The following is a 20,206-nucleotide window of genomic DNA, read 5'->3' on the forward strand; positions in this document are numbered from 1 at the left end:
ACCTCGATCAACGATAGAACAGGTTAACCAGCGACAGGGGAATCGCCGGCACGTAGGTCACCAGGAGCAGCACCAGGAGCAGCACGCCGATGAAGGGGAGATTGGCCTTGGTCACGTCCCAGATGTTCTCCTTGGCGATGGAGCAGGCAGTCATCAACACGCTCGCCACGGGCGGGGTCTGCTGGCCGATGGCGAGATTCAGGGTCACCACCAGCCCGAAGTGCACCGGGTCGATGCCCACGGCGTTCACCACCGGCATGACGATGGGCACCACCAGGATGATGGCTGCCGCCGAGTGCAGGAACAAGCCCACCGCCAGGAAGAACAGGTTGAACAGGGCCAGGATCAGGTACTTGTCCGAGGTGAGCTCGGCGATGGCCTGGGCCAGCCGCTGGGGCACCTGCTCCTCGGTGAGGTACACCCCCAGCAGCGCCGAGGAGGCCACCAGCAGCATCACCACCGCCGTCTGCACGGCGCCGTCGACGATGGCCGCCCGAAGCTGGGGCCAGTCGATCTCCCGGTAGTACACGGCGATGGCGATGGCCGCCACCACCGCCAGCCCTGCCCCTTCGGTGGCGGTGACCAGGCCCCCGAAGATGCCTCCCAGGATGATCAAGGGCAGCAGGAAGGCGAGGGAGGCATCTTTGAAAGTGGCCCACAAGCGCTTCCACTGGAAGGCTTCCTCCACCGGCCAGCCGTACTTGCGGGCGTAGTAGTAGCAGAGTGCCATCATGAGCAGCCCCCCCAGAACGCCGGGGATAATGCCGGCTACGAAAAGCTGCACCACCGAGCTTCCAGACATGACCGCGTACAGGATCATGGGGATGGAAGGGGGGATGATAATGGCCAGGGAGGCGGAGGAAGAGGTGATGGCGGCGGTGAAGGGGCCGGGATAGCCCTTCTTTTTCATCGCCGGCATGAGCACCGAGCCGAGGGCCGCCACGTCGGCCACCGCCGAGCCCGAGATCTCGGCGAAGAAGAGGGAAGTGCCCACGTTCACCATGGCGAGTCCCCCGCGGATGAACCCCAGCAGCGCGGAGGCGAAGGCGATGAGCCGCCGGGAGATGCCCGAGGTGTTCATGATCGCACCCGCCAGGATGAAGAGCGGTATGGCGATCAAGGGGAAGTTGGTGGCCCCGTTGTACATGACGATGGCCAGATTGGGCAGGGACTCCACCCCTTGGCTCACCACGATGGCGACGGTGGCGGCGATGCCCAGGGCCACGGCGATGGGCACGTTGATCAGCACCAGGGCGAGGATGCCTAGGACGAGGAGCGCGGTCGCCATCAGGGATTGGCCTCCGCCCGCGCCACCGGGCCCCCGCCCTCCAGCGCCGCCCGCAGGGCGTCGGGCACCACCAGGAGCTCCGCGATCACGAAGAGCGCCGCGCCAATGGGGATCACCGACTGGGTGTACATCACCGACACCTGGGGCAGGCTCACCAAGTAGTCGGTGGCGAGCACGTCCAGCACGGAGGCGCCTACGTAGGCCATGAGCACGAAGAAGCCGATCACCAGGGCCTCGGCGGCGAGCGTCACCGACACCCGGAGGGAAACCGGCATGGCCTCCACCAGGCCGGGAAAGCCGATGTGGGCGCGCTTGAGCGCCGCCAGGGCAGCGCCGTAATAGGTGAGCCAGGCGAGCAGCACCGAGGCGATCTCGTCATACCACACCAGGGACATGCCGGCCTTGCGGTAGATCACCCCCAGGGTGACGATCGCCGCCAGGGCCAGCATCAGCACGATGACAATGAAATTGAGCAGCCGCTCCAGAGCCCGCCGGAGCCTGTGCAGCGTCATGGGTCTCCTCCTCGTGTATTCGTCGGGGGCGGGGTTTCCGATCCCCGCCCCTCGCGGGACGCTCCTCAGCGCTTGCCGAGCGCGATGGCCCGGTCGATCATTTCCTTGGCGCCCGCCACTTCCTTGCCGAACTCCTCGTAGACCGGCTTGCTGGCGGCGATGAAGGCGTCCTTGTCGGGGGTGTTCACCTGCATGCCGGCGGCTTTGAGCTTCTCCAGCAGCTCGGTGTCGAAGCGCTCAGCAGTCTGGTAGACGAAAGCCTGGGTCTCCTTGGCCGTCTCCTCCAGGACCTTGCGCACCTCGGCCGGCAGCTGGTTCCATTTCTTGAGCCCGACAGTCACGTAAGCCGGCGTGTAGACGTGGCCGGTGAGCGAGAGGTATTTCTGCACCTCCTGGAACTTGGCGCTGTAAATCTGGGCAAAGGGGTTCTCCTGGCCGTCCATGACGCCGGTCTGCAACGCGGTGAACACCTCGGAGAACTTCATCGGGCTAGGGTTGGCGCCGTAGGCCTGGAACATCTTCACCCGCCACTTGCCTTCCGGTACCCGCAGCTTGATGCCCTGCAGGTCTTCCGGCTTCTGGATGGGACGCTTGTTGTTGGTGACATGGCGATAGCCGTTTTCCCACACGGCGATGATCTTGAGCCCCTTCTTCTCCGCGAGCGGTGCGAGTTTCGGCCAGACCACTTCCTTCTCGATCCGCTTCATGTGCTCCCGGTCTTTCACCAGGTACGGCATCTCGAAGATGCCGAAAGCGTCCACCTCCGAGGACATCACGGTGGAGGGAAGGGCGAAATCCACCGTCCCCAGCTTGAGCTTCTGCAGCAGCTCCTTGTCGCCGCCGAGCTGGCTGGAGCCGTAGACCACCACCTTGTATTTGTCGGCGAGCTTCGCGTTGGCGCGCTGGGCGAACTCCTCGGCGGAAAGGGCGAAAAGGGAGCCCGGCTCGCCCACGTGGCCGAACTTGAGCTCCACCGGCTCCGCCCGCGCAGGCGTGGGAGCCAGGGCGGCGAAGGCGAACAAAACGATCAGCAGCCGTAAGAACTTCATGGTCTTCCTCCTCTCTCTCGGTCGTCATTCCCACCACGCCCAGGCGGGCGCGGGCTCACTGCACGAATTCGGGGTACGGTTATGCGGCGCTGCGCGCGTCCCGCTTGACGGTCCCCGCCGCCTGCTGCGCCAGGTAATCCATGGCTGTCTGCACGCCGCCTTTCCGGTGAGGCACGCCCGCCAGCTCGAGCCCCATCTCCACGCCGGAGAGGGTGCCCGCTAGCATGAGATCGTTGAAACTGCCCAGGTGGCCGATGCGAAACACCTTGCCTTGGAGCTTGCCCAGGCCGCTGCCCAGGGACATGTCGAAGGCCTCCAGGATTACCTGGCGCAGATGGTCCGCGCTATGCCCCTCGGGTACCAGGACCGCGGTAAGGGAGCTGCTGTATTCCGACGGATTCAAGCACAGCACCTCCAGGCCCCAGGCCCGCACGGCGCGCCGGGTCGCTTCCGCGTGCCGGTCGTGGCGGGCGAACACGTTGTCCAGCCCTTCCTCCAGCAACATGGCAATGGCCTCCCGCAGGCCATAGAGCAGATTGGTGGCCGGCGTGTAGGGGAAATAGCCGGTCTTGTTGGCCTCCAGCATTTCCTCCCAGCCCCAGAACGACTTGGGCAGGCGGGCGTGGCGGGACGCGGCCAGGGCCTTTTCGCTGACGGCGTTGAACGACAGGCCCGGCGGCAACATCAGACCCTTCTGGGAGCCCGCCACGGTCACGTCCACCCCCCATTCGTCCATGCGGTAGTCGATGGAGGCGAGGGAGGAGATGGTATCCACCATGAAGAGGGCAGGATGGCCCGTCCGGTCGATGGCTCTGCGGATTTCGCCGATGCGGCTGGTCACCCCCGTGGAGGTCTCGTTGTGCACCACGCACACCGCCTTGATGCTGCGAGCCTTGTCCTCAGCGAGCTTCGCTTCCACCAAGGTGGGGTCCACCCCGTGACGCCAGTCGCCGGGGACGAACTCGGCCTGCAAGCCCAAGCGGGTCGCCATGCGGTGCCACAGGGTGGCGAAATGGCCGGTCTCGAACATGAGAACCCGGTCCCCCGGCGACAGGGTATTCACCAAGGCCGCCTCCCACGCGCCGGTGCCCGATGCCGGGTAGATGATCACCGGGTTGCGGGTCTTGAAGATGTGGCGAATTTCGGAGAGGACTTCGCGGCCCAGGCGCCCAAACTCGGGCCCACGGTGATCGATGGTGGGCCGATCGATGGCGCGCAGCACCCGATCGGGGACATTGGTGGGCCCCGGAATCTGCAGAAAATGGCGACCACTGGGATAACGCATGGCGATGCTCTCGACGATGGGGTGAGCGAAGCCTGCCCTGACATCTTCCGGCAACGACCCTTGCGGCAGGCGTTTTTTAAAACTTTAGCCTACTTCGAGCCTTTTTGTATACAAAATTTTCTTTGCAAAGGCGGTATTCCATAAGTAATTGCCTCTACAAGTATTTCTCTTTTCTGCCTTTGCCTTTTCTCCAACGGCATTGTATTATGCATGCAAACTCTCTTGTTTCAGCTTCGGATCCCCCGCCCCATGAGCGCCCAGGTCACCCCCTTTCCCAGCCTCGACAAAGCCATCCACCGCCGGCCCCTGCACCACGAGGTGGCAGCCCGGCTGCGGGACATGATCATCCAGGGGGAGCTCGCCCCGGGGGCGCGCCTCAACGAGCGGGTGTTGTGCCAGCAGCTCGGCATTTCCCGCACGCCCCTGCGGGAAGCGCTCAAGGTGCTCGCCACGGAGGGGCTGGTGGAGCTGCTGCCCAACCGGGGGGCGGTGGTCACCCAACTCACCCTGCGCGCGGTGCGGGAGATCTTCGAAGTCATGGGCGCCTTGGAGCGTCTCGCCGGAGAGCTCGCGTGCCGCAACGCCACCGACGCCGACATCGCCGAGATCCGGGCGCTCCATTACCAGATGATGGCCCATTACGCCCGCGGCGACCTGGCGGGCTATTTCCGCTACAACCAGCAGATCCACATCAAACTGGTGGAGTGCACCGGCAACGCCACCCTGGCAGCCACCTACCGCAACTTGAACGCCCACGTGCGCCGCGCCCGCTACATGGCCAACCTGTCCCGGGAGCGGTGGGACAAGGCGGTGCAGGAGCACGAGGAGATCCTGGACGCCCTGGTAAAACGGGACAGCGCCCGGCTGCAGGGCCTGCTCCAGGATCACCTGGGGAACAAGATGTTGGTAGTGCTGGAGGCCTTGACCGCTCCGTCCGCTCCCGCTCAGGCGGCCACGCCGTGAACGATCCCGCCTTTCCGCCCACCCGCTCCCCCGCGGCCCAACGCAGCGTCCTGGCCGAGCGTCTCGCGCGGGAGATCGAAGGGGAGGTGCTGTTCGACGCCTTCTCCCGGGGCCGCTACTCCACCGACGCCTCCATCTACCAGATCGAGCCGGTGGGCGTGGTGGTACCCAAAAGCGAGGACGACGTCGCCCGAGCCCTGGCCGTCGCCGCGGACCTGGGCGTGCCCCTGCTCCCCCGGGGCGCCGGCACCTCCCAGTGCGGCCAGACCGTGGGGGAGGCCCTGGTCATCGACCACAGCAAGTACCTGCGGGAGATCGTCGCATTCGATCCCGAGGCGCGCACCGTCACCGTGCAGCCGGGCATCGTGTTGGATCGCCTGAACGCCTTCCTGCGTCCCCACGGGCTGTGGTACCCGGTGGACGTGTCCACCGCCGCCCAGGCTACGTTGGGCGGCATGGCGGGCAACAACAGTTGCGGAGCCCGTTCGCTCGCCTACGGCAACATGGTGCACAACGTGCTGGAGGTGGAGGCGCTGCTCGCGAGCGGCGAACGCCTGACCTTCGGCCCGGTGCCGGAGGCGGGAAAGCCCGTGCCCGGGCCACCTGTCTACCGGCGCTTGGTGGAAACCGTGCGCGCCCTGTACCGGCGCGAGCGCGAAGAGATCGCCGCCAGGGTGCCCAAGGTGATGCGCCGGGTGGCCGGCTACAACCTGGACCTGGCCGCCGACGCGGGACCCTTCAACATGGCCCATCTGCTGGTGGGGTCGGAGGGGACGCTGGCCTGCTTCCAGCGGTTGAAGCTCAAACTCTCCCCCCTGCCCCCCCACAAGACCCTGGGGGTGGTGCACTTCGCCAGCTTCTATAAGGCCATGGAGTCGACCCAGTACATCGTCAGGCTCGAGCCGGCGGCGGTGGAGTTGGTGGACCGCACCATGATCGAGCTTTCTCGGGAGATCGCCCAGTTCCGCGACACGGTGGCGAAGTTCATCCGCGGCGAGCCCGAGGCGATCCTGCTGGTGGAGTTCGCGGGCGAGGACCGGGACGAGCAGCTCGCGAAGCTCAAGCGGTTAGGCGAGCTGATGGGCGACCTGGGCCTGCCCGGGAGCGTGGTGGAGGTGATCGACCCCGCGCTGCAGAAGGACGTGTGGGAGGTGCGCAAGGCCGGGCTCAACATCATGATGTCTATGAAGGGCGACGGCAAGCCGGTGTCCTTCATCGAAGACTGCGCCGTACCACTCGAGCACCTGGCCGACTACACCGAGCGCTTGACCCGGGTGTTCGAGAAGCACGGTACCCGGGGAACCTGGTACGCCCACGCCTCAGTAGGCTGTCTCCACGTGCGGCCGGTGCTCAACTTAAAGAGCGAAGAAGGCGCGCAGAAGATGCGGGCCATCGCCGAGGAAGCCTGCGCGCTGGTCAAGGAATACAAGGGCTCCTACTCCGGCGAACACGGCGACGGGCTGGTGCGCTCGGAGTGGATCGAGCCCATCTACGGCCCGCGGCTCGTCCGAGCGTTCGAAGAGGTGAAGCGGGCTTTCGATCCCCAAGGTCTCATGAATCCCGGCAAGATCGTGCACCCTCTGCGGATGGACGATCGGAGGCTGTTCCGCTTCAAGCCGGGCTACCGCACCCTGCCCCTGGACACGGCCCTCGACTGGTCCGAATACGAAGCGGGGCCCAGCCGCGGCCCCGGCGGCGGCTTTGCCGCGGCGGTGGAGATGTGCAACAACAACGGCCACTGCCGCAAGTTCGACGCGGGGGTGATGTGTCCCTCCTACCGGGTCACCCGGGACGAGCAGCACCTGACCCGGGGGCGTGCCAACACCCTGCGTCTTGCCCTCTCCGGCCAGCTCGGTCCCGATGCGTTCACTTCCCCGGCCATGTACGAGACGCTGGCACTGTGCATCTCGTGCAAGGGCTGCCGGCGGGAATGCCCCACGGGGGTGGACATGGCGCGGATGAAGATCGAGTTCCTGTACCACTACCACCAACAGCATCCGCGCAGCCTCAAAGAGCGGCTCGTGGCGCACCTGCCGCGCTACGCCCCCTGGGCGGCGCGGCTCGCGCCGCTCGCGAACCTGCGCGATCGGGTGCCGGCGCTGGCGCGCTTGAGCGAGCGGCTGCTCGGCTTCTCCGCCCGCCGCTCATGGCCTCAGTGGCACCGCGACTTCTTCCGCGGCCCGCGGGAGGTGCCCGCGGACGGGGTCGCAGTGCCTGCGCCCGAAGGGCGGAGGTGCGACCCGGAAGCGGGCGAGGTGGTGTTGTTGCCCGACACCTTCAACACCTACTTCGAGCCGGAGAACCTGCGCGCGGCCCTGCGGGTGCTCGCCGCCGCCGGCTACCGGGTCGCCGTGGCGGCGCCGGCGCACGGGGGGCGGCCCCTCTGTTGCGGGCGCACCTATCTCGCCTCGGGCATGGTGGAAGAAGCCCGCGCGGAGGCGCAGCGATTGATCGCAGCGCTTCAGCCCTTCGTCGCGCGGGGCGTCCCGGTCGTGGGCCTGGAGCCTTCGTGCCTCCTCACCTTGCGGGACGAGCTGCCGGCCATGCTCCCCGGGCTCGAGGCGCAAGCCCTCTCCCGCCGGGCGCTCCTGTTCGAGGAGTTTCTCGTGGAGGCGCGGGATGCGGGCCGGCTCGAGCTTTCCCTTGGCTCCCTGCAGGCCTCCCGAGTCCTGGTGCACGGCCACTGCCACCAGAAGGCCTTCGGGGCGTTCTCCTCGGTGGTGCAGGCGCTGCGGATGATCCCGGGACTGCAAGTCGAAACCATCGAGTCCTCCTGCTGCGGCATGGCCGGCGCCTTCGGCTTCGACGCGGCCTACTATGACGTGTCCATGAAGATGGCGGAGCTGTCGCTGCTGCCCGCGGTGCGCGCCGCCGGGCCCGAGGCGCTCCTGGTCGCCGACGGCACGAGCTGTCGCCACCAGATCCGGGACGGCGCGGGGCGCACCGCGCTGCATGCCGCGCGGGTGCTGGAGCAGGCGCTGCTCGCTCCTCAGCCCTAGAACCCTCCTCTCAATGATATGCGCAACAGTAAGGGCGGTCTCGCTTGCCCTAGCCAGCAAGCATGGCTAGACTCTGAGCTGCCTAAATCACGCCGCGCGCCGCATTCATAAACGGAGCAGAGGCTATGGAAAAACAACTTACTGCAATCATCGAGCGGGAAGGAGACGGCTATGTGGCGCTCTGCCCGGAACTGGATATCGCGAGTCAAGGCGACACCATTGAACAGGCGCGTGACAATCTGCGGGAGGCCCTTGAGCTCTTCTTCCAGTCCGCATCACCTGAGGAGATCGCCCAGCGATTTCATGAGGAGGTGTTCGTGACGCGAGTGGGCGTGGCCATTGGGTAAGCTGCGCATTCTTTCGGGCAAAGAGGTTTAGGTTTGTGCCATTCTCACTCGTTACGGGTTTGTTGAAGTGCGCCGGCGCGGCAGCCACATTGTCATGCAGAAAAGGCTGGCAAACACCACGATTACGGTTTCTGAACTTCGCATAGGCACCCTTCAGTCGATCATTCGGCAATCCGGCGTTCCGCGCAACGAATTCGAGCTTCGGTCATGAGGGCTAGGCGGCGGGGTTCGTTGCAGGGAAGGTAACGGGCGCACTTCTCTAAAAAACGCCCGTAGGGCGTGAAGTAGGTTCCAAGGCTCTCTCCTTCGCCGCGGGCGTACAAGTCCCCGGTTCTCGGCTATCATTCCGGCCAGGACGGTGGAGAGAAAACAACCATGGGTCTTCTGATCCATGCCCACATCGAGGTGACCGGGGACCCAGGGGCACTCAAGCGCTTCCGGGACCGCCTGGCGGGGCTGCTGGCCGAGGAAGGCATCGAAGGCGACATCCAGGAGCATTCCGGTGCGGACCGGTTGCGCTACGACCTCAAGGTGAGCGGCGGCCTCCCCTTTCCTCCCTTCGTCGCCGCCTCCCAGGAATCGCCCGACTTGCGCATCGCCGTGGAATGGTTCTCCGCCGCCGAGGCCACCCGCGGCAGCGCTGTCATCCAGGCCGGCAAGCTCCTGGAGCACACGGCGGGCCCGGCCGGCGGCGTGCCCCTCGTGGACGACCAGCCCCTCTACGTGCGCGTGGATCCCGGCGGGGCGCTGGTCCTCGCCCTCGCCCTGCTACCTTTGTCCCCGGACGCCTACCTCGGCTACGCTGTCACCGCGGACCGGGATGCCTTCTTTCGCCTCACGCGCCAAGGCGAGACGGCCCGGCTCCAGGCCACGGCGGGCGCCGAGCACCGGTGGAGCGAGGCCTGGACCATCGACCTCGGAAAAGAGCGCTACGAACACGAGACCCTCGATCCTTCCCTGCCCATCGAGGAACGGGAGCATCAGGCCTTGACTGCCCTGGCAGACGGCTTCGTGGCCCAATGGATCTGGTTTCGCGACTCCCCCGAAGAAGAAACGGTGCTGGAGAAAGAGCGCTATGCCCGGCTCAGCTATCCGGTGCGGGAGGCGAACGTGAAGAGCGGAAAGCTGCGCCTGCTGGAGGCGCGGCCGGGCGGGGTCCAGGTGGCGGACACCCTGGGCCCGGAACTCGGATGGATAGAGGAGGTGCTGAGCCAATGCTGGCTGGAAAACGGATCGGCGCCTGGGCGCTGATCGCCTGGTTCGCCGCGTCCGCCGCCTGGGGCGCCGCGGACTACGCCCGGGAGAAGAAGTGGGCCGACGAAATCCTGCCCGGGATCGTGGTGGGAGAGCCCGTGACCCTGACCGACGCCGGCGGACGCCGCTTCCTCGGCCTCTACACCGAAGCGAAGAACGCCAAAGGGGCGGTGGTGGTGGTCCACGGCATGGGGGTGCACCCCGATTGGGGGCTGGTGGGCGTGCTGCGCAGCCAGCTCGTCGACGCGGGCTATACCACCCTCTCGATCCAGATGCCGGTGCTGGCGGCGGAGGCCAGGCCCGAGGAGTACGAGAAGGTTTTTCCGGAGGCGGCCGAGCGGCTGGCGGCGGCGGTGGCCCACCTCAAGACGAAGGGCTACCGGAAAATCGCCCTCGTCTCCCACAGCCTGGGGGCGCGCATGAGCGGCTATTACCTGGTGAACCACGCGGACCCCCCGGTCGCCGCCTGGGTAGCCATCGGTCATTCCGGCCGGTTCAAGGAGCCGCAGAACTTGAAGATCCCGGTGCTGGATCTCTATGGGGAAGCAGACTTTCCCCAGGTGCTGGAGGCGGCGCCCCAGCGGGCGGCGGCCCTCAAGCGCCTTCCCGGCTCCGCCCAGGTGGCGGTGCAAGGGGCGGACCACTTCTTCAACGGCCAGGAAGGCGCCCTGGTCGCCCAGGTGCGCGCCTTTCTCGACCGGGCCTTGGCCGGTCCCCGTTAAGGCGGGCGACGGGACCGCGTCCGATGCGCCCAGGCGTTTCCCGAGGCGTGGCCCTCGGCTTCCTGGTGGTGCTCGCGATCCTGGTCGGGGGCGCCGTGGTCACCTTCGGCAATTCCGGCCGGCTGCTCCGCACCGGCGAATCGGTCACCCACACTCTGGTGTCCCTCGACCTGCTCAAGAACCTGCAAGCCGACCTGCTCGACGCCGAGACCGGGCAGCGGGGCTACCTGCTCACGGGCGAAGAGCGCTACCTGGAGCCCTACCATCGCGCTCTCCAGCGGCTGGAAGCGCCCCTGATCCGCTTGCGCGAGGAGATGGCCAACGACCCCGAGCAGTTGGAGCGCCTGGGGCGGCTCGAGGGGCTGGTGCGGGAAAAGATCCAGGAGCTGGAAGCGACCGTGGCGCTGCGCAAGGAGCAAGGCTTCGAAGCGGCGGTCCAGGTGGTGCGCACCGACCAGGGCAAGCGGCTCATGGACGAGATCCGGGCAGAGCTGACGGAGCTAGTCCGTCGCGAAGAGGAAGTGCTCGTGCGCTACGCCCATCGCCTGGAGCGGGATGCGTACCTCACCCTGGCCTCCTTCTCGGTGGCTTCGCTCCTGTCCGTGGTGCTGCTCGCCCTCACTTATCTGGGGGTGGCGCGGGAAATCAAGGTCCGGCGGGAGAGCGAAGCGGCGCTGCAGCGCTTGAACCGGGAGATGGCGCAGAACATCGCCAAGCTACAGGCCCGGACCGGTGAGATGCTGTCCCTCTCGGAGATGGGAAGCTACCTCCAGGCCTGCCTGTCGGCAGAGGACGCCGCAGCGGCCGCGGCCCGCTTCGCGGAAAAACTCTTTCCCGCGGGCGGCGGCGTCCTGTATCTCATGCATCCGTCGCGCAACTACCTGGAAGCGACCGCCCAGTGGGGCGGCCTCGAATGCCGGGAACCCACTCTGTCGCCAGAAGCGTGCTGGGGATTGCGGCGCGGCCAGCTCCACTTCACCGACAGCGCCGAGGCCGGGCTCGCATGCCCCCACGTCGAGGCCCGGCCCGAGGACCCGTTCTACTCCATCTGCGCTCCCCTGATCGCCCACGGGGATCTCTTGGGCCTCCTGCACCTGCGCTACCGCCGGTCCGAGGCAGAAAAGGGGGAGGAAGTCTTCTCGTCCTACCAGCGCATGCTGGTCAACACCGTGGCGGAGCAGGTGTGGCTCGCCATCGCCAACCTGAGGCTGCGGGACTCCCTGCAGCAGCAATCCATCCGGGATCCCCTCACCGGGCTCTACAACCGGCGCTTCCTGGAGGAAGTGCTGGAGCGGGAGCTCGCCCGAGCGCGGCGCCGGCAGGTGCCCCTCGCCCTCGTGATGGCGGACGTGGACCGTTTCAAAGGCTTCAACGATTCCTTCGGCCATGAAGCGGGGGACATGGTGTTGCAGAGCCTTGCCCGGCTGCTGAAATCCAGCCTTCGGGAAAGCGACGTGGTATGCCGCTACGGGGGCGAGGAATTCGTCTTGATCCTGCCCGAGACCACTGCGTCCAACGCTCGGGAGCGGGCCGAGGCGCTGCGCAGCGCGGTGCACGGTTTGCAACTACGCTACCGGGAGCAGCCCCTGGGACCCATCACCGTCTCCTTCGGCGTGGCGGCCTTTCCGGAGCACGGGGGCAATTCGAAAGCCCTGCTGGCGGCGGCGGACGCGGCGCTCTACGAAGCCAAACGCAGCGGCCGCGACCGGGTGGTGGCGGCGTAAGCCGACGCGAAGTTCCTCAAGCCGCCTGGGGCGGGGAGCCCGCGGCGGCCCGGGTAAGGCGGTCCAGCACCGCGTCCCATTCGGGCGCCGGCGGGGGCTTTTCCACCAGGATCACGCTGCAGCCCGCCCGGTCGAGCTGGCGCAGGTGGGCGTAGAGTTCCCGGGCGAATCCGGCCGGGTCCTCCGGGGCCTTGACCCAGACTAGGTGGGGGGCGTCCGGGGGCGGATCGGAGCGGGCCAGTACCGCCACCCGCTCGGTGGCCGACGTGCGCGTCGGGAGCCCCACCAGGGCCGACGAGTCCACTAGGGCGAGGGGGGTGGTGGGAGCATAGTGGGCGGGGAGCCGTCCGGGCGCCCGCGGCGACCCCGGCCCCGGCGCCTCCACGGTCATCCCGAGGGTCTCTTCCAGGGCTTCCCGGGTGACGTGACCGGGGCGCAACAAAGTGGGCCGCTCGCTGGAGCAATCCACGATGGTGGACTCGATGCCCACCGGGCAGGCGCCGCCGTCCAGGATGAGGTCCACCGCCCCGTCCAGCTCCGCCTCCACGTGCTGGGCGGTGGTGGGACTCAAGCGGCCGAAGCGGTTGGCCGAGGGGGCGGCGATGCCGCCGCCGAAAGCCTTGAGCAGCGCCTGGGCCACGGGGTGGGCGGGCACCCGCAGGCCCACGGTGTCCTGGCCCCCCGTCACCGCGTCGGGAACGCCGGGGCCGCGCCGCAGGATGAGGGTCAAAGGACCGGGCCAGAAGCGTTCCGCGAGCCGTCGCGCTCCCGCGGAAATCTCCACCGCCCAGGCGTCGAGCTGGGCCGCCTGCCCCAGGTGCACGATGACCGGATGGGTCTGGGGACGGCCCTTGGCGGCGAAGATCTTCCCCACTGCGTCCGGGTTGCGGGCGTCCGCCCCCAGGCCGTACACGGTCTCTGTGGGAAAGGCGACCAGTCCCCCCGCCCGCAGGATGTCCACCGCCCTGGCGATTTCCCGCTCCAGCATGGCCCCGAGTTTACCGCGGAAGGGTGGCGGGAAGATCCTTCTCGACGCATTTACCCTCAATCCGTCAACCGTCTGAGGGCCTCCTGGTACTTCTCGGCGGTCTTGGCCAGGATCTCGGGAGGCAGGGCCGGCGCCGGGGCCTTCTTGTCCCAGGGCTGGGCCTCCAGCCAGTCGCGCACGAACTGCTTGTCGAAGCTGGGAGGGCTTCCGCCCGGCCGGTACTGGTCTCGGGGCCAGAAGCGGGAGGAATCCGGAGTGAGGACTTCGTCGATCAGATGGAGTTCGTCGGCCCGGTCCAACCCGAACTCGAACTTGGTGTCGGCGATGATGATGCCCCGGGTTTCCGCGTAGCGGGCCGCCTCGGTGTAAAGGCGCAGCGCCACGGCACGCACCTGCTCCGCCCGCTCGCGCCCTACCAGGCGCGCCATTTCGTCGAAGCCGATGTTTTCGTCATGGGCTCCGGCCGGCGCCTTGGTGGCCGGGGTGAACAGAGGCTCGGGCAGTTTTTCCGCTTCCTGGAGCCCGGCGGGGAGCGGGATGCCGCACACCCGGCCCGTCGCCCGGTAATCCTTCCAGCCGGAACCGGCCAGGTAGCCCCGCACCACCGCCTCGATGGGCAGGGGCTTGAAGCGCCGCACCACGAAGGCCCGGCCCTCCACCTGGGGGCGTTCCTCGGGGGCGACCACCGAAGCCGGGTCGATGCCCGTCAGATGATGGGGAATGATGGGGGAGAGCTTCTCGAACCAGAACTTGGACAAAGCGGTGAGCACCCGCCCTTTGCCGGGCACGGGGGTGGGCAGCACCACGTCGAAGGCGGACAGCCGGTCGGTCTGAATCACCAACAGCTTGTCCTCCCCCACCGCGTAGAGGTCCCGCACCTTGCCCCGGTGCAGGAAGGGCAGGCTCCTGATCCTGGACTCGAAAAGCGGGGGGGCAGGCTCATACATGGTTCGTTTTCCTGGGGAAATTCAGGCCCGGGCCGCCTGGGCCGGGACGCAGGCCTGCTCGAGCCGCTCCTTGATGGCCAGCGCCGTGGAAAGCGCTGCTTCGACCGAATCCGCGAGCACCGTGTAATGGCCCATTTTGCGCCGCGGCCGCGCCTCACGCTTGCCGTACAGGTGGAGCTTTGCCCGCGGGTGCTCGAGCACCAGACGCCAGTCGGGCTCGCCGTGGGCCCACAGGTCGCCGAGCAGGTTCACCATCACCGCGGGGCAGTGCAGCCCCGGGTCCCCCAAGGGCAGTCCCGCCAGCACCCGCACTTGCTGCTCGAACTGGGAAGTGACGCAGGCGTCCAGGGTGTAATGGCCGCTATTGTGGGGTCGCGGAGCGATTTCGTTGACCAGCAGCCGTCCGTCCCCCAGCACAAACATCTCCACGCACAGCACCCCGCGATAGTCCAAGGCCTGGGCGACGGCGACCGCGACGCTCCTTGCCTGTTCCGCGAGCGTCTCCGGCACCCGGGCCGGTACGATCGAGACGTCGAGAATGCCGTGACGGTGCTGGTTCTCCGTCACCGTAAAGGTCACCACTTGGCCGGCGAAATCCCGGGCCACCACCACCGACACTTCCGTCGCCAGGGGCAGGCGCCTCTCCAGCACGCAGGGCTCGCCCCCCAGGTTGCGCCAGGCTTCCAGGGCTTCCGCCGGGCTCCCCACGGACGCCTGACCCTTGCCGTCGTAGCCGAAGCGGCTCACCTTGAGGATGCCGGGATAGAGGCCGGCCGCGCCGGGGCTCGCCAGCTCGGCGCCCTCCCGCACCACGACGAAGGGGGCCACCGGAAAGCCCGCCCCGGAGAGGAATTCCTTTTCGTGGATCCGGTCCTGGGCCACCGCCACGCTCTCGGCGGTAGGGCTCACCACGCAGTGCCGGGCAAGGAAGCTCAAGGCTTCCGCGGGCACGTTCTCGAACTCGGTGGTGGCGGCGGCGCAGGAGCGGGCGAGCCGGGCGAGCCCCGCGGGATCGGCGTAATCGGCGCGAATGTGCTCGTCGGCCACATCCCCCGCCGGGCTGTGCAATCCGGGATCCAGCACCGCCACCCGGTAGCCCATCCTCTGGGCCGCCATGGTAAACATGCGGCCCAGTTGTCCCCCGCCGAGCAGCCCCAGCGTCGCACCTGGTGGAATCATGGTACCGGCAGTTTCATCTGACGCACCGCTTCCTTCAGCTGCTCCCGATGCTGGGCGAGCCGCATCTTCACGCTCTCGTCGCGGGTGGCGACGATGGCAGCAGCGAACAACCCCGCGTTGGCCGCGCCCGCCTCGCCAATGGCGAAGGTGGCGACCGGCACGCCCCTGGGCATCTGCACGATGGAAAGCAGCGAATCCAGCCCCTGGAGGTGCCGGGAAGGCACCGGCACCCCGAGCACGGGCAGGGTGGTCTTGGCGGCGAGCATACCGGGCAGATGGGCTGCCCCGCCCGCGCCGGCAATGAGGCACACGAGCCCGCGCTCGGCTGCGGTGGCCGCGTAGTCAAACATGTCGTCCGGGGTCCGATGGGCGGAGACGACCCGCGCCTCGAAGGGCACGCCCAGCGCTTCCAGCATCCGGGCGGCGTGCTGCATCACCTCCCAGTCGCTCTGGCTGCCCATCACCACCCCGACCAAGGGTCGATCCATCGCCGCTGGCCTGGAAAAAGGCGACATTATACCCGCCGCCGCCCCCCAGGGAGAGCAAGATCATGCCCCAAGGGACGCGGAACAAGCGCAAAAGCAAAGGCCGCGGCGAAAACGCTCTTCGCCCTCGCCGGGATTGTTTCCCCTGCGCCTGCAGCGCCCCCGGCGGCGAGTCACGGAGATCGCCTGGCGCCCCTCAGGCGAACGCCGGTTCCCGGTGGTAGCCGACGATGCGCGCCACCTCGTTCTTCGAGCCCAGGATCACCGGCACCCGCTGGTGCAACTCGGTGGGCCGCAGGTCCAGGATACGCTCATAGCCGGTGGAGGCCAGACCCCCGGCCTGCTCGACGATGAAGGCCATGGGATTGGCCTCGTACAGCAGCCTCAGACGTCCGGGCTTCGACGGGTCCTTGGTGTCGCGGGGGTACATGAACACGCCGCCCCGCATGAGGATCCGGTGCACGTCAGCCACCATGGAGGCGATCCAGCGCATGTTGAAGTTGACGCCCCGGGGCCCGGTGGTGCCGGCCAGACATTCGTCGACGTAGCGCTTGACCGGCGGCTCCCAGAACCGTTCGTTGGAGGCGTTGATGGCGAACTCCCGGGTATCGGCGGGGATGGTGATCTTGGGATGGGTCAGGATGAACTCGCCCACTTCCCGGTCCAGGGTGAACCCGTTCACGCCGTGACCGCTGGTCAGCACCATCATGGTGGCCGGTCCGTAGATGGCGTAGCCGGCGCACACCTGCCGGACGCCGGGCTGGAGGAAGTGTTCAAGCCGTAGCTCGACCGCCCCCGGGGGGAGCCTCAGGATGGAAAAGATCGTCCCCACCGACACGTTGACGTCGATATTGCTGGATCCGTCCAAGGGATCGAACACCAGCAAGTACTTGCCGCGCGGATAGCGCGCCGGAATGGGGTAGATCTCCTCCAGCTCCTCGGAGGCCATCGCCGCCAGATGCCCGGCCCACTCGTTGGAGCGCAGCATCACCTCGTTGGCGATCACGTCCAGCTTCTTCTGGGTCTCCCCTTGCGCGTTCTGCACGCCCGCCTCGCCCAACGCGCCCACCAAGGCCCCTTTGTTCACCGCGTTGGCGATCACCTTACAAGCGGTGACGATATCGTTCAGCAGCCCGGTGAAGTCTCCCGAGCCGCCGACCTGGCGTTGCTCCTCGATCATGAACTGGGTGAGGGTGGTCTTCTCGTTCAACATGGCATGCTCCGTGGATTGGCGTGGAATCCGCGCCCGCGCCCCTCAAGGCTCCAGCTCGAAGTCGATGGTGAGCCGATCGGCGGCGTGGGGCCGGAAACGCCGGTCGGCGTAGGCCACGTGCTCCGGATGCCGGGCATAAGTGTCGACCACCGCGCGCGAGGCAAACCGCACCAGCCAGACCCGTTGGTAGCGGGCGTGCGGGGTGAGCGCCCGGCCCGCGTCCACGCGCCGCACGCCCGGCACCCGCGCGAGCCGTTCCCGTCCCTCGGCGATCCAACCCTCCATTTCCTCGGGCGACAGGTCGTTCGGATTGAAGACGACCACGTGCGCCACCTCCCGCCAGGGGCGGCAGGCGGCGAGCGCCGCTTCAGCGCGCCCGGCACTGCCGAACACGGTGTTCACCCGTGCCACCTCTGCCTGGACGGCCCGGCGCACGCCGGCGATGAGCCGGGTATAACCCGCCTTGGGGTCCTGCGCTGCCGCTTCCCGGACCGCCGCCGCGGCGGCGTCCGAAAGAGCCGTGTAGTAATTGATCTTGGCCACGCCGTTTTCGATGAGCCGTCGGAACTCGCCGTCTTCCAGGCCGGTCCCGCCATGGATGACCAGCGGAATCCCCAGGGCCGAGTTGATGCGGGCCAGGCGCTCGAAATCGAGCCGGGGCCGACCCCGCAGACGGCCGTGGACGGTGCCGACCGAAACCGCGAGGCAATCCACACCGGTCTGTTCGACGAACAGGCGCGCTTCTTCCGGGGAAGTGTAGACCGGCTCGCCCGGATGTTTTTCCGCGTCTTCGCCTTCGACGCCGGCCACGTAGCCGAGCTCCCCCTCCACCGGCACGCCGCAGGCGTGGGCAAATTCCACGACTTCGCGGGTGCGGGCCACGTTGTCGGCGAACGGCAAGTGTGAGGCGTCCACCATCACCGCATTGGCCCCCAGCCGGATCGCCCGCTCGACCGATTCCAGGCCCGAGCCGTGGTCCAGATGGATGGCCACCGGCACCGCGGCCCGGCGGGCCGCCGCCACTACCGCCGGCATCAAGGTATCGAAGTCATAGTGCTCGAAGTGGGATTCGGCCAGGGACAGGATCACCGGGGCACGGGTGGCTTCGGCCCCCGAGAGCGCCGCTTCCAGGAACTCGAGACCCACCAGATCGAAGGCGCCCACCGCGTAGCGGTGGCGGTAGGCGTGGGCAAGCAGGTCTGAGAAGTGGACGAGGGGCATGGACTCAACTCCTCGCAGAAAACGCAGCCGGCGCCTTTCCACCCGTCCGTACCGTGGATCGTCCAAAAGAAAAGACCCTTCCGCGGAAGCGGTAAGGGTCTAAGTCCAACGGACGTGCGCAGTGGTACAACGAACCGTCAGAGTGGAGGAAAGCCGTCCCCTGCGCCCAGAGCGCTGGCTTCATCTCCCAGAGCGCGCGGGTAAGCCATTTGTCACTATAGCGGCGCCAGCGTCCCGACAACAAATCGATCTTCTTATCGTTACGATAAGACATCTTTACCGCCGCCCTTCAGCGCCTCGGCGTGCCAGGCCCGCAGCAAGCCGGGATCCGCCCAGCGTTTGCCATGGGCGCTGCCGCGCAGCACCCGGAAGGGCCGTTCCGGCTCGCCGAAGCCGCTGACGACCGCCACCGCGCCAACGAAGTCCTGGCCCAGCGTGTAGTCGTTGACCACGATCAGGGTCGCGAGCCCCGCCTGCAGGCTCGAGCGCAGCCCGTTCTCGGAATCTTCCACCGCCAGGCACGCCTGGGGGCTCAGCCCGAGCCGGTCCAGCACCCAGGCATAGATGTCGGGCGCTGGCTTCTTGGCCCCCACCACGTCCCCAGCGCCGATCACCTCGAACCAGGCCGGGCCCGCCGGCCCCAGGTTCGCTTCCAGGAGGGCCTGGACGTTGTCCGGCGTCGTGGTGGTGGCGATGGCGAGGCGCAGTCCCTCGGCCCGCAACGCTTCCAGCAGCGGTCTCACGCCAGGGCGGAAGGCAATGCGCCCTTGCGCCACCAGATCCGTATAGATGCGGGTCTTGCGCCGGTGCAGCGCTTGCACCAGCTCCGCGAAGTCGGCACGCCGGGCCGTCCCGGGATCGAAGCGCTCGGCGTAGTGGCGTATGCGCTCCTTGCCGCCGGTGACCGACAGTAGCCGGCCGTAGAGCACCGCGTCCCAGTGCCAGGCGAGCCCCGCCTCGGCGAAAGCGGCGTTGAACGCCACCCGGTGCCCGTCCCGCTCGGTGTCGGCCAGGGTGCCGTCCACGTCGAAGATGACCGCCTCCAGTGCCATGGCGATTCGGGCTGAAACGGGCCGCCGGGCGCCGCGCTCACTGTTCGGAGGCAGGCGCGTCCTCGCGGAAGATCCGGCTCTGCAGCAGGTCCGTCGGCTCGATGGTCATGATCTGCTCCCGCGTCAGAGGCTTGCCGCGGCTGGCGAACAGGCGGTTCGCCTGCCGCAGCCGCGCCCGGTCCAGGGCATTGCGGATGGAGCGGGCGTTGGCGAAATGGGGCAATCCCATGCGCCGCCGGATATAGTCCTTGAACACCTCTTCGGCCTCGGGACTCAAGCGGTAGTTCTGTTGCGCCAGCATGAGCTTGCCGATCGCCAACAGCTCCTCGGGCGCGTAGTCCGGAAAATCGATGTGGTGGGCGATGCGGGAGCGCATGCCCGGATTGCTCTGGAAGAAACGATCCATCTTGTCCTTATAGCCGGCGAGGATCACTACCAGGTCGTCGCGCTGGTTCTCCATCACCTGGAGCAGGATCTCGATGGCCTCCTGGCCGTAGTCGCGCTCGTTCTCGGGGCGGTAGAGGTAGTAGGCCTCGTCGATGAACAGGACCCCGCCCATGGCTTTTTTCAGCACTTCCTTGGTCTTGGGGGCGGTATGGCCGATGTACTGGCCCACCAGGTCATCCCGCGTCACCGCCACCAGGTGGCCCTGGCGCACGTAGCCGAGACGGTGCAGGATGTCGGCCATGCGCAGCGCCACGGTGGTCTTTCCGGTGCCCGGATTGCCGGTGAAGGACATGTGCAGCGTAGGGGTCTCGGAGGTCAGATGGAGCTTGCGCCGCACCCGGTCCACCAGCAGCAGGGCCGCGATCTCGCGGATGCGCGTCTTCACCGGCGCGAGCCCCACCAGCTCCCGGTCGAGCTGGTCGAGGACCTCCTGGACGTTGGAGGCCCGGAATTCCGCCTCCAGGTCCACGGCGGCCTCGGGAGCGGCGGGGTAAGGCAGGGGTTCGCTGCTCATCAACGTGCCTCCGTGAG

19 protein-coding genes are annotated in these 20,206 nt (G+C 67.5%); 7 read left to right on the forward strand and 12 right to left on the reverse strand.

Features of this window, described 5'->3' with window-relative positions; all coding sequences use genetic code 11:
- Positions 1–7 precede the first annotated feature (7 nt).
- From ACTFO6_RS03045 to ACTFO6_RS03060, 4 genes are all read right to left on the reverse strand, one after another.
- The gene (locus ACTFO6_RS03045; protein WP_439932968.1) at positions 8–1,288 is read right to left on the reverse strand and encodes a TRAP transporter large permease; all 1,281 of its coding nucleotides are present in this window, start codon (positions 1,286–1,288) and stop codon (positions 8–10) included.
- Positions 1,288–1,800: a TRAP transporter small permease gene (locus ACTFO6_RS03050; RefSeq protein WP_439932969.1), complete on the reverse strand. Its 513-nt coding sequence runs from the start codon at positions 1,798–1,800 to the stop codon at positions 1,288–1,290. The genes ACTFO6_RS03045 and ACTFO6_RS03050 overlap by 1 nt, the downstream gene beginning before the upstream one ends.
- 65 nt (positions 1,801–1,865) lie before the next feature.
- Positions 1,866–2,849: a TRAP transporter substrate-binding protein gene (locus ACTFO6_RS03055; protein ID WP_439932970.1), complete on the reverse strand. Its 984-nt coding sequence runs from the start codon at positions 2,847–2,849 to the stop codon at positions 1,866–1,868.
- Positions 2,850–2,928: 79 nt separating this feature from the next.
- A complete protein-coding gene (locus tag ACTFO6_RS03060) occupies positions 2,929–4,134 on the reverse strand; it encodes a pyridoxal-phosphate-dependent aminotransferase family protein (protein ID WP_439932971.1) in 1,206 nt (401 codons plus the stop codon).
- Positions 4,135–4,383: 249 nt separating this feature from the next.
- Between ACTFO6_RS03060 and ACTFO6_RS03065 the strand changes: the two genes are divergently transcribed.
- The 7 genes from ACTFO6_RS03065 to ACTFO6_RS03095 all read left to right on the forward strand — a co-directional run bounded on the left by ACTFO6_RS03065 (position 4,384) and on the right by ACTFO6_RS03095 (position 12,143).
- Complete coding sequence (locus ACTFO6_RS03065; RefSeq protein WP_439932972.1) at positions 4,384–5,097, forward strand: GntR family transcriptional regulator; 714 nt, start codon at positions 4,384–4,386, stop codon at positions 5,095–5,097.
- Positions 5,094–8,096, forward strand: a complete 3,003-nt coding sequence (locus ACTFO6_RS03070; protein ID WP_439932973.1) for an FAD-binding and (Fe-S)-binding domain-containing protein — start codon at positions 5,094–5,096, stop codon at positions 8,094–8,096. Before ACTFO6_RS03065 ends, ACTFO6_RS03070 begins: the two co-directional genes overlap by 4 nt.
- A 125-nt stretch (positions 8,097–8,221) precedes the next feature.
- Positions 8,222–8,443 (forward strand): type II toxin-antitoxin system HicB family antitoxin, encoded by a 222-nt coding sequence (locus ACTFO6_RS03075; protein ID WP_439932974.1) that lies wholly within the window; start codon positions 8,222–8,224, stop codon positions 8,441–8,443.
- 40 nt (positions 8,444–8,483) lie between these two features.
- Positions 8,484–8,654: a type II toxin-antitoxin system HicA family toxin gene (locus ACTFO6_RS03080; protein ID WP_439933094.1), complete on the forward strand. Its 171-nt coding sequence runs from the start codon at positions 8,484–8,486 to the stop codon at positions 8,652–8,654.
- 164 nt (positions 8,655–8,818) lie between these two features.
- On the forward strand, positions 8,819–9,694 hold the full coding sequence (locus ACTFO6_RS03085) for a hypothetical protein (protein ID WP_439932975.1): 876 nt from the start codon (positions 8,819–8,821) through the stop codon (positions 9,692–9,694).
- Entirely contained in the window at positions 9,658–10,419 is a 762-nt protein-coding gene (locus ACTFO6_RS03090) for a DUF3530 family protein (protein ID WP_439932976.1), read from the forward strand. Before ACTFO6_RS03085 ends, ACTFO6_RS03090 begins: the two co-directional genes overlap by 37 nt.
- Before the next feature lie 47 nt (positions 10,420–10,466).
- Positions 10,467–12,143 carry a diguanylate cyclase gene (locus tag ACTFO6_RS03095; protein WP_439932977.1) on the forward strand — a complete coding sequence of 559 codons (1,677 nt, stop codon included), beginning with the start codon at positions 10,467–10,469 and terminating at the stop codon, positions 12,141–12,143.
- A gap of 16 nt (positions 12,144–12,159) precedes the next feature.
- Here ACTFO6_RS03095 and ACTFO6_RS03100 read toward each other — a convergent pair whose 3' ends face one another.
- The 8 genes from ACTFO6_RS03100 to cbbX form a co-directional block, all read right to left on the reverse strand.
- Positions 12,160–13,131 (reverse strand): L-threonylcarbamoyladenylate synthase, encoded by a 972-nt coding sequence (locus ACTFO6_RS03100; protein WP_439932978.1) that lies wholly within the window; start codon positions 13,129–13,131, stop codon positions 12,160–12,162.
- A 56-nt stretch (positions 13,132–13,187) separates the two neighbouring features.
- Complete coding sequence (locus ACTFO6_RS03105; RefSeq protein WP_439932979.1) at positions 13,188–14,078, reverse strand: phosphoribosylaminoimidazolesuccinocarboxamide synthase; 891 nt, start codon at positions 14,076–14,078, stop codon at positions 13,188–13,190.
- Positions 14,079–14,099: 21 nt separating this feature from the next.
- Positions 14,100–15,257 (reverse strand): 5-(carboxyamino)imidazole ribonucleotide synthase, encoded by a 1,158-nt coding sequence (locus ACTFO6_RS03110; protein ID WP_439932980.1) that lies wholly within the window; start codon positions 15,255–15,257, stop codon positions 14,100–14,102.
- On the reverse strand, positions 15,254–15,745 hold the full coding sequence (gene purE, locus ACTFO6_RS03115; protein WP_439932981.1) for a 5-(carboxyamino)imidazole ribonucleotide mutase: 492 nt from the start codon (positions 15,743–15,745) through the stop codon (positions 15,254–15,256). Before purE ends, ACTFO6_RS03110 begins: the two co-directional genes overlap by 4 nt.
- A 193-nt stretch (positions 15,746–15,938) precedes the next feature.
- Positions 15,939–16,952, reverse strand: coding sequence for a class 1 fructose-bisphosphatase (locus ACTFO6_RS03120; protein ID WP_439933095.1), 1,014 nt, complete (start codon positions 16,950–16,952; stop codon positions 15,939–15,941).
- Between the two features lie 45 nt (positions 16,953–16,997).
- The gene (locus ACTFO6_RS03125) at positions 16,998–18,176 is read right to left on the reverse strand and encodes a ketose-bisphosphate aldolase (protein WP_439932982.1); all 1,179 of its coding nucleotides are present in this window, start codon (positions 18,174–18,176) and stop codon (positions 16,998–17,000) included.
- Positions 18,177–18,436: 260 nt separating this feature from the next.
- Complete coding sequence (locus ACTFO6_RS03130) at positions 18,437–19,228, reverse strand: HAD family hydrolase (RefSeq protein WP_439932983.1); 792 nt, start codon at positions 19,226–19,228, stop codon at positions 18,437–18,439.
- 37 nt (positions 19,229–19,265) lie between these two features.
- Complete coding sequence (gene cbbX, locus ACTFO6_RS03135) at positions 19,266–20,189, reverse strand: CbbX protein (protein ID WP_439932984.1); 924 nt, start codon at positions 20,187–20,189, stop codon at positions 19,266–19,268.
- Positions 20,190–20,206: the final 17 nt, after the last annotated feature.

The organism is Pelomicrobium sp. G1 (assembly GCF_051905455.1).
GTDB lineage: Bacteria > Pseudomonadota > Gammaproteobacteria > Burkholderiales > UBA6910 > Pelomicrobium.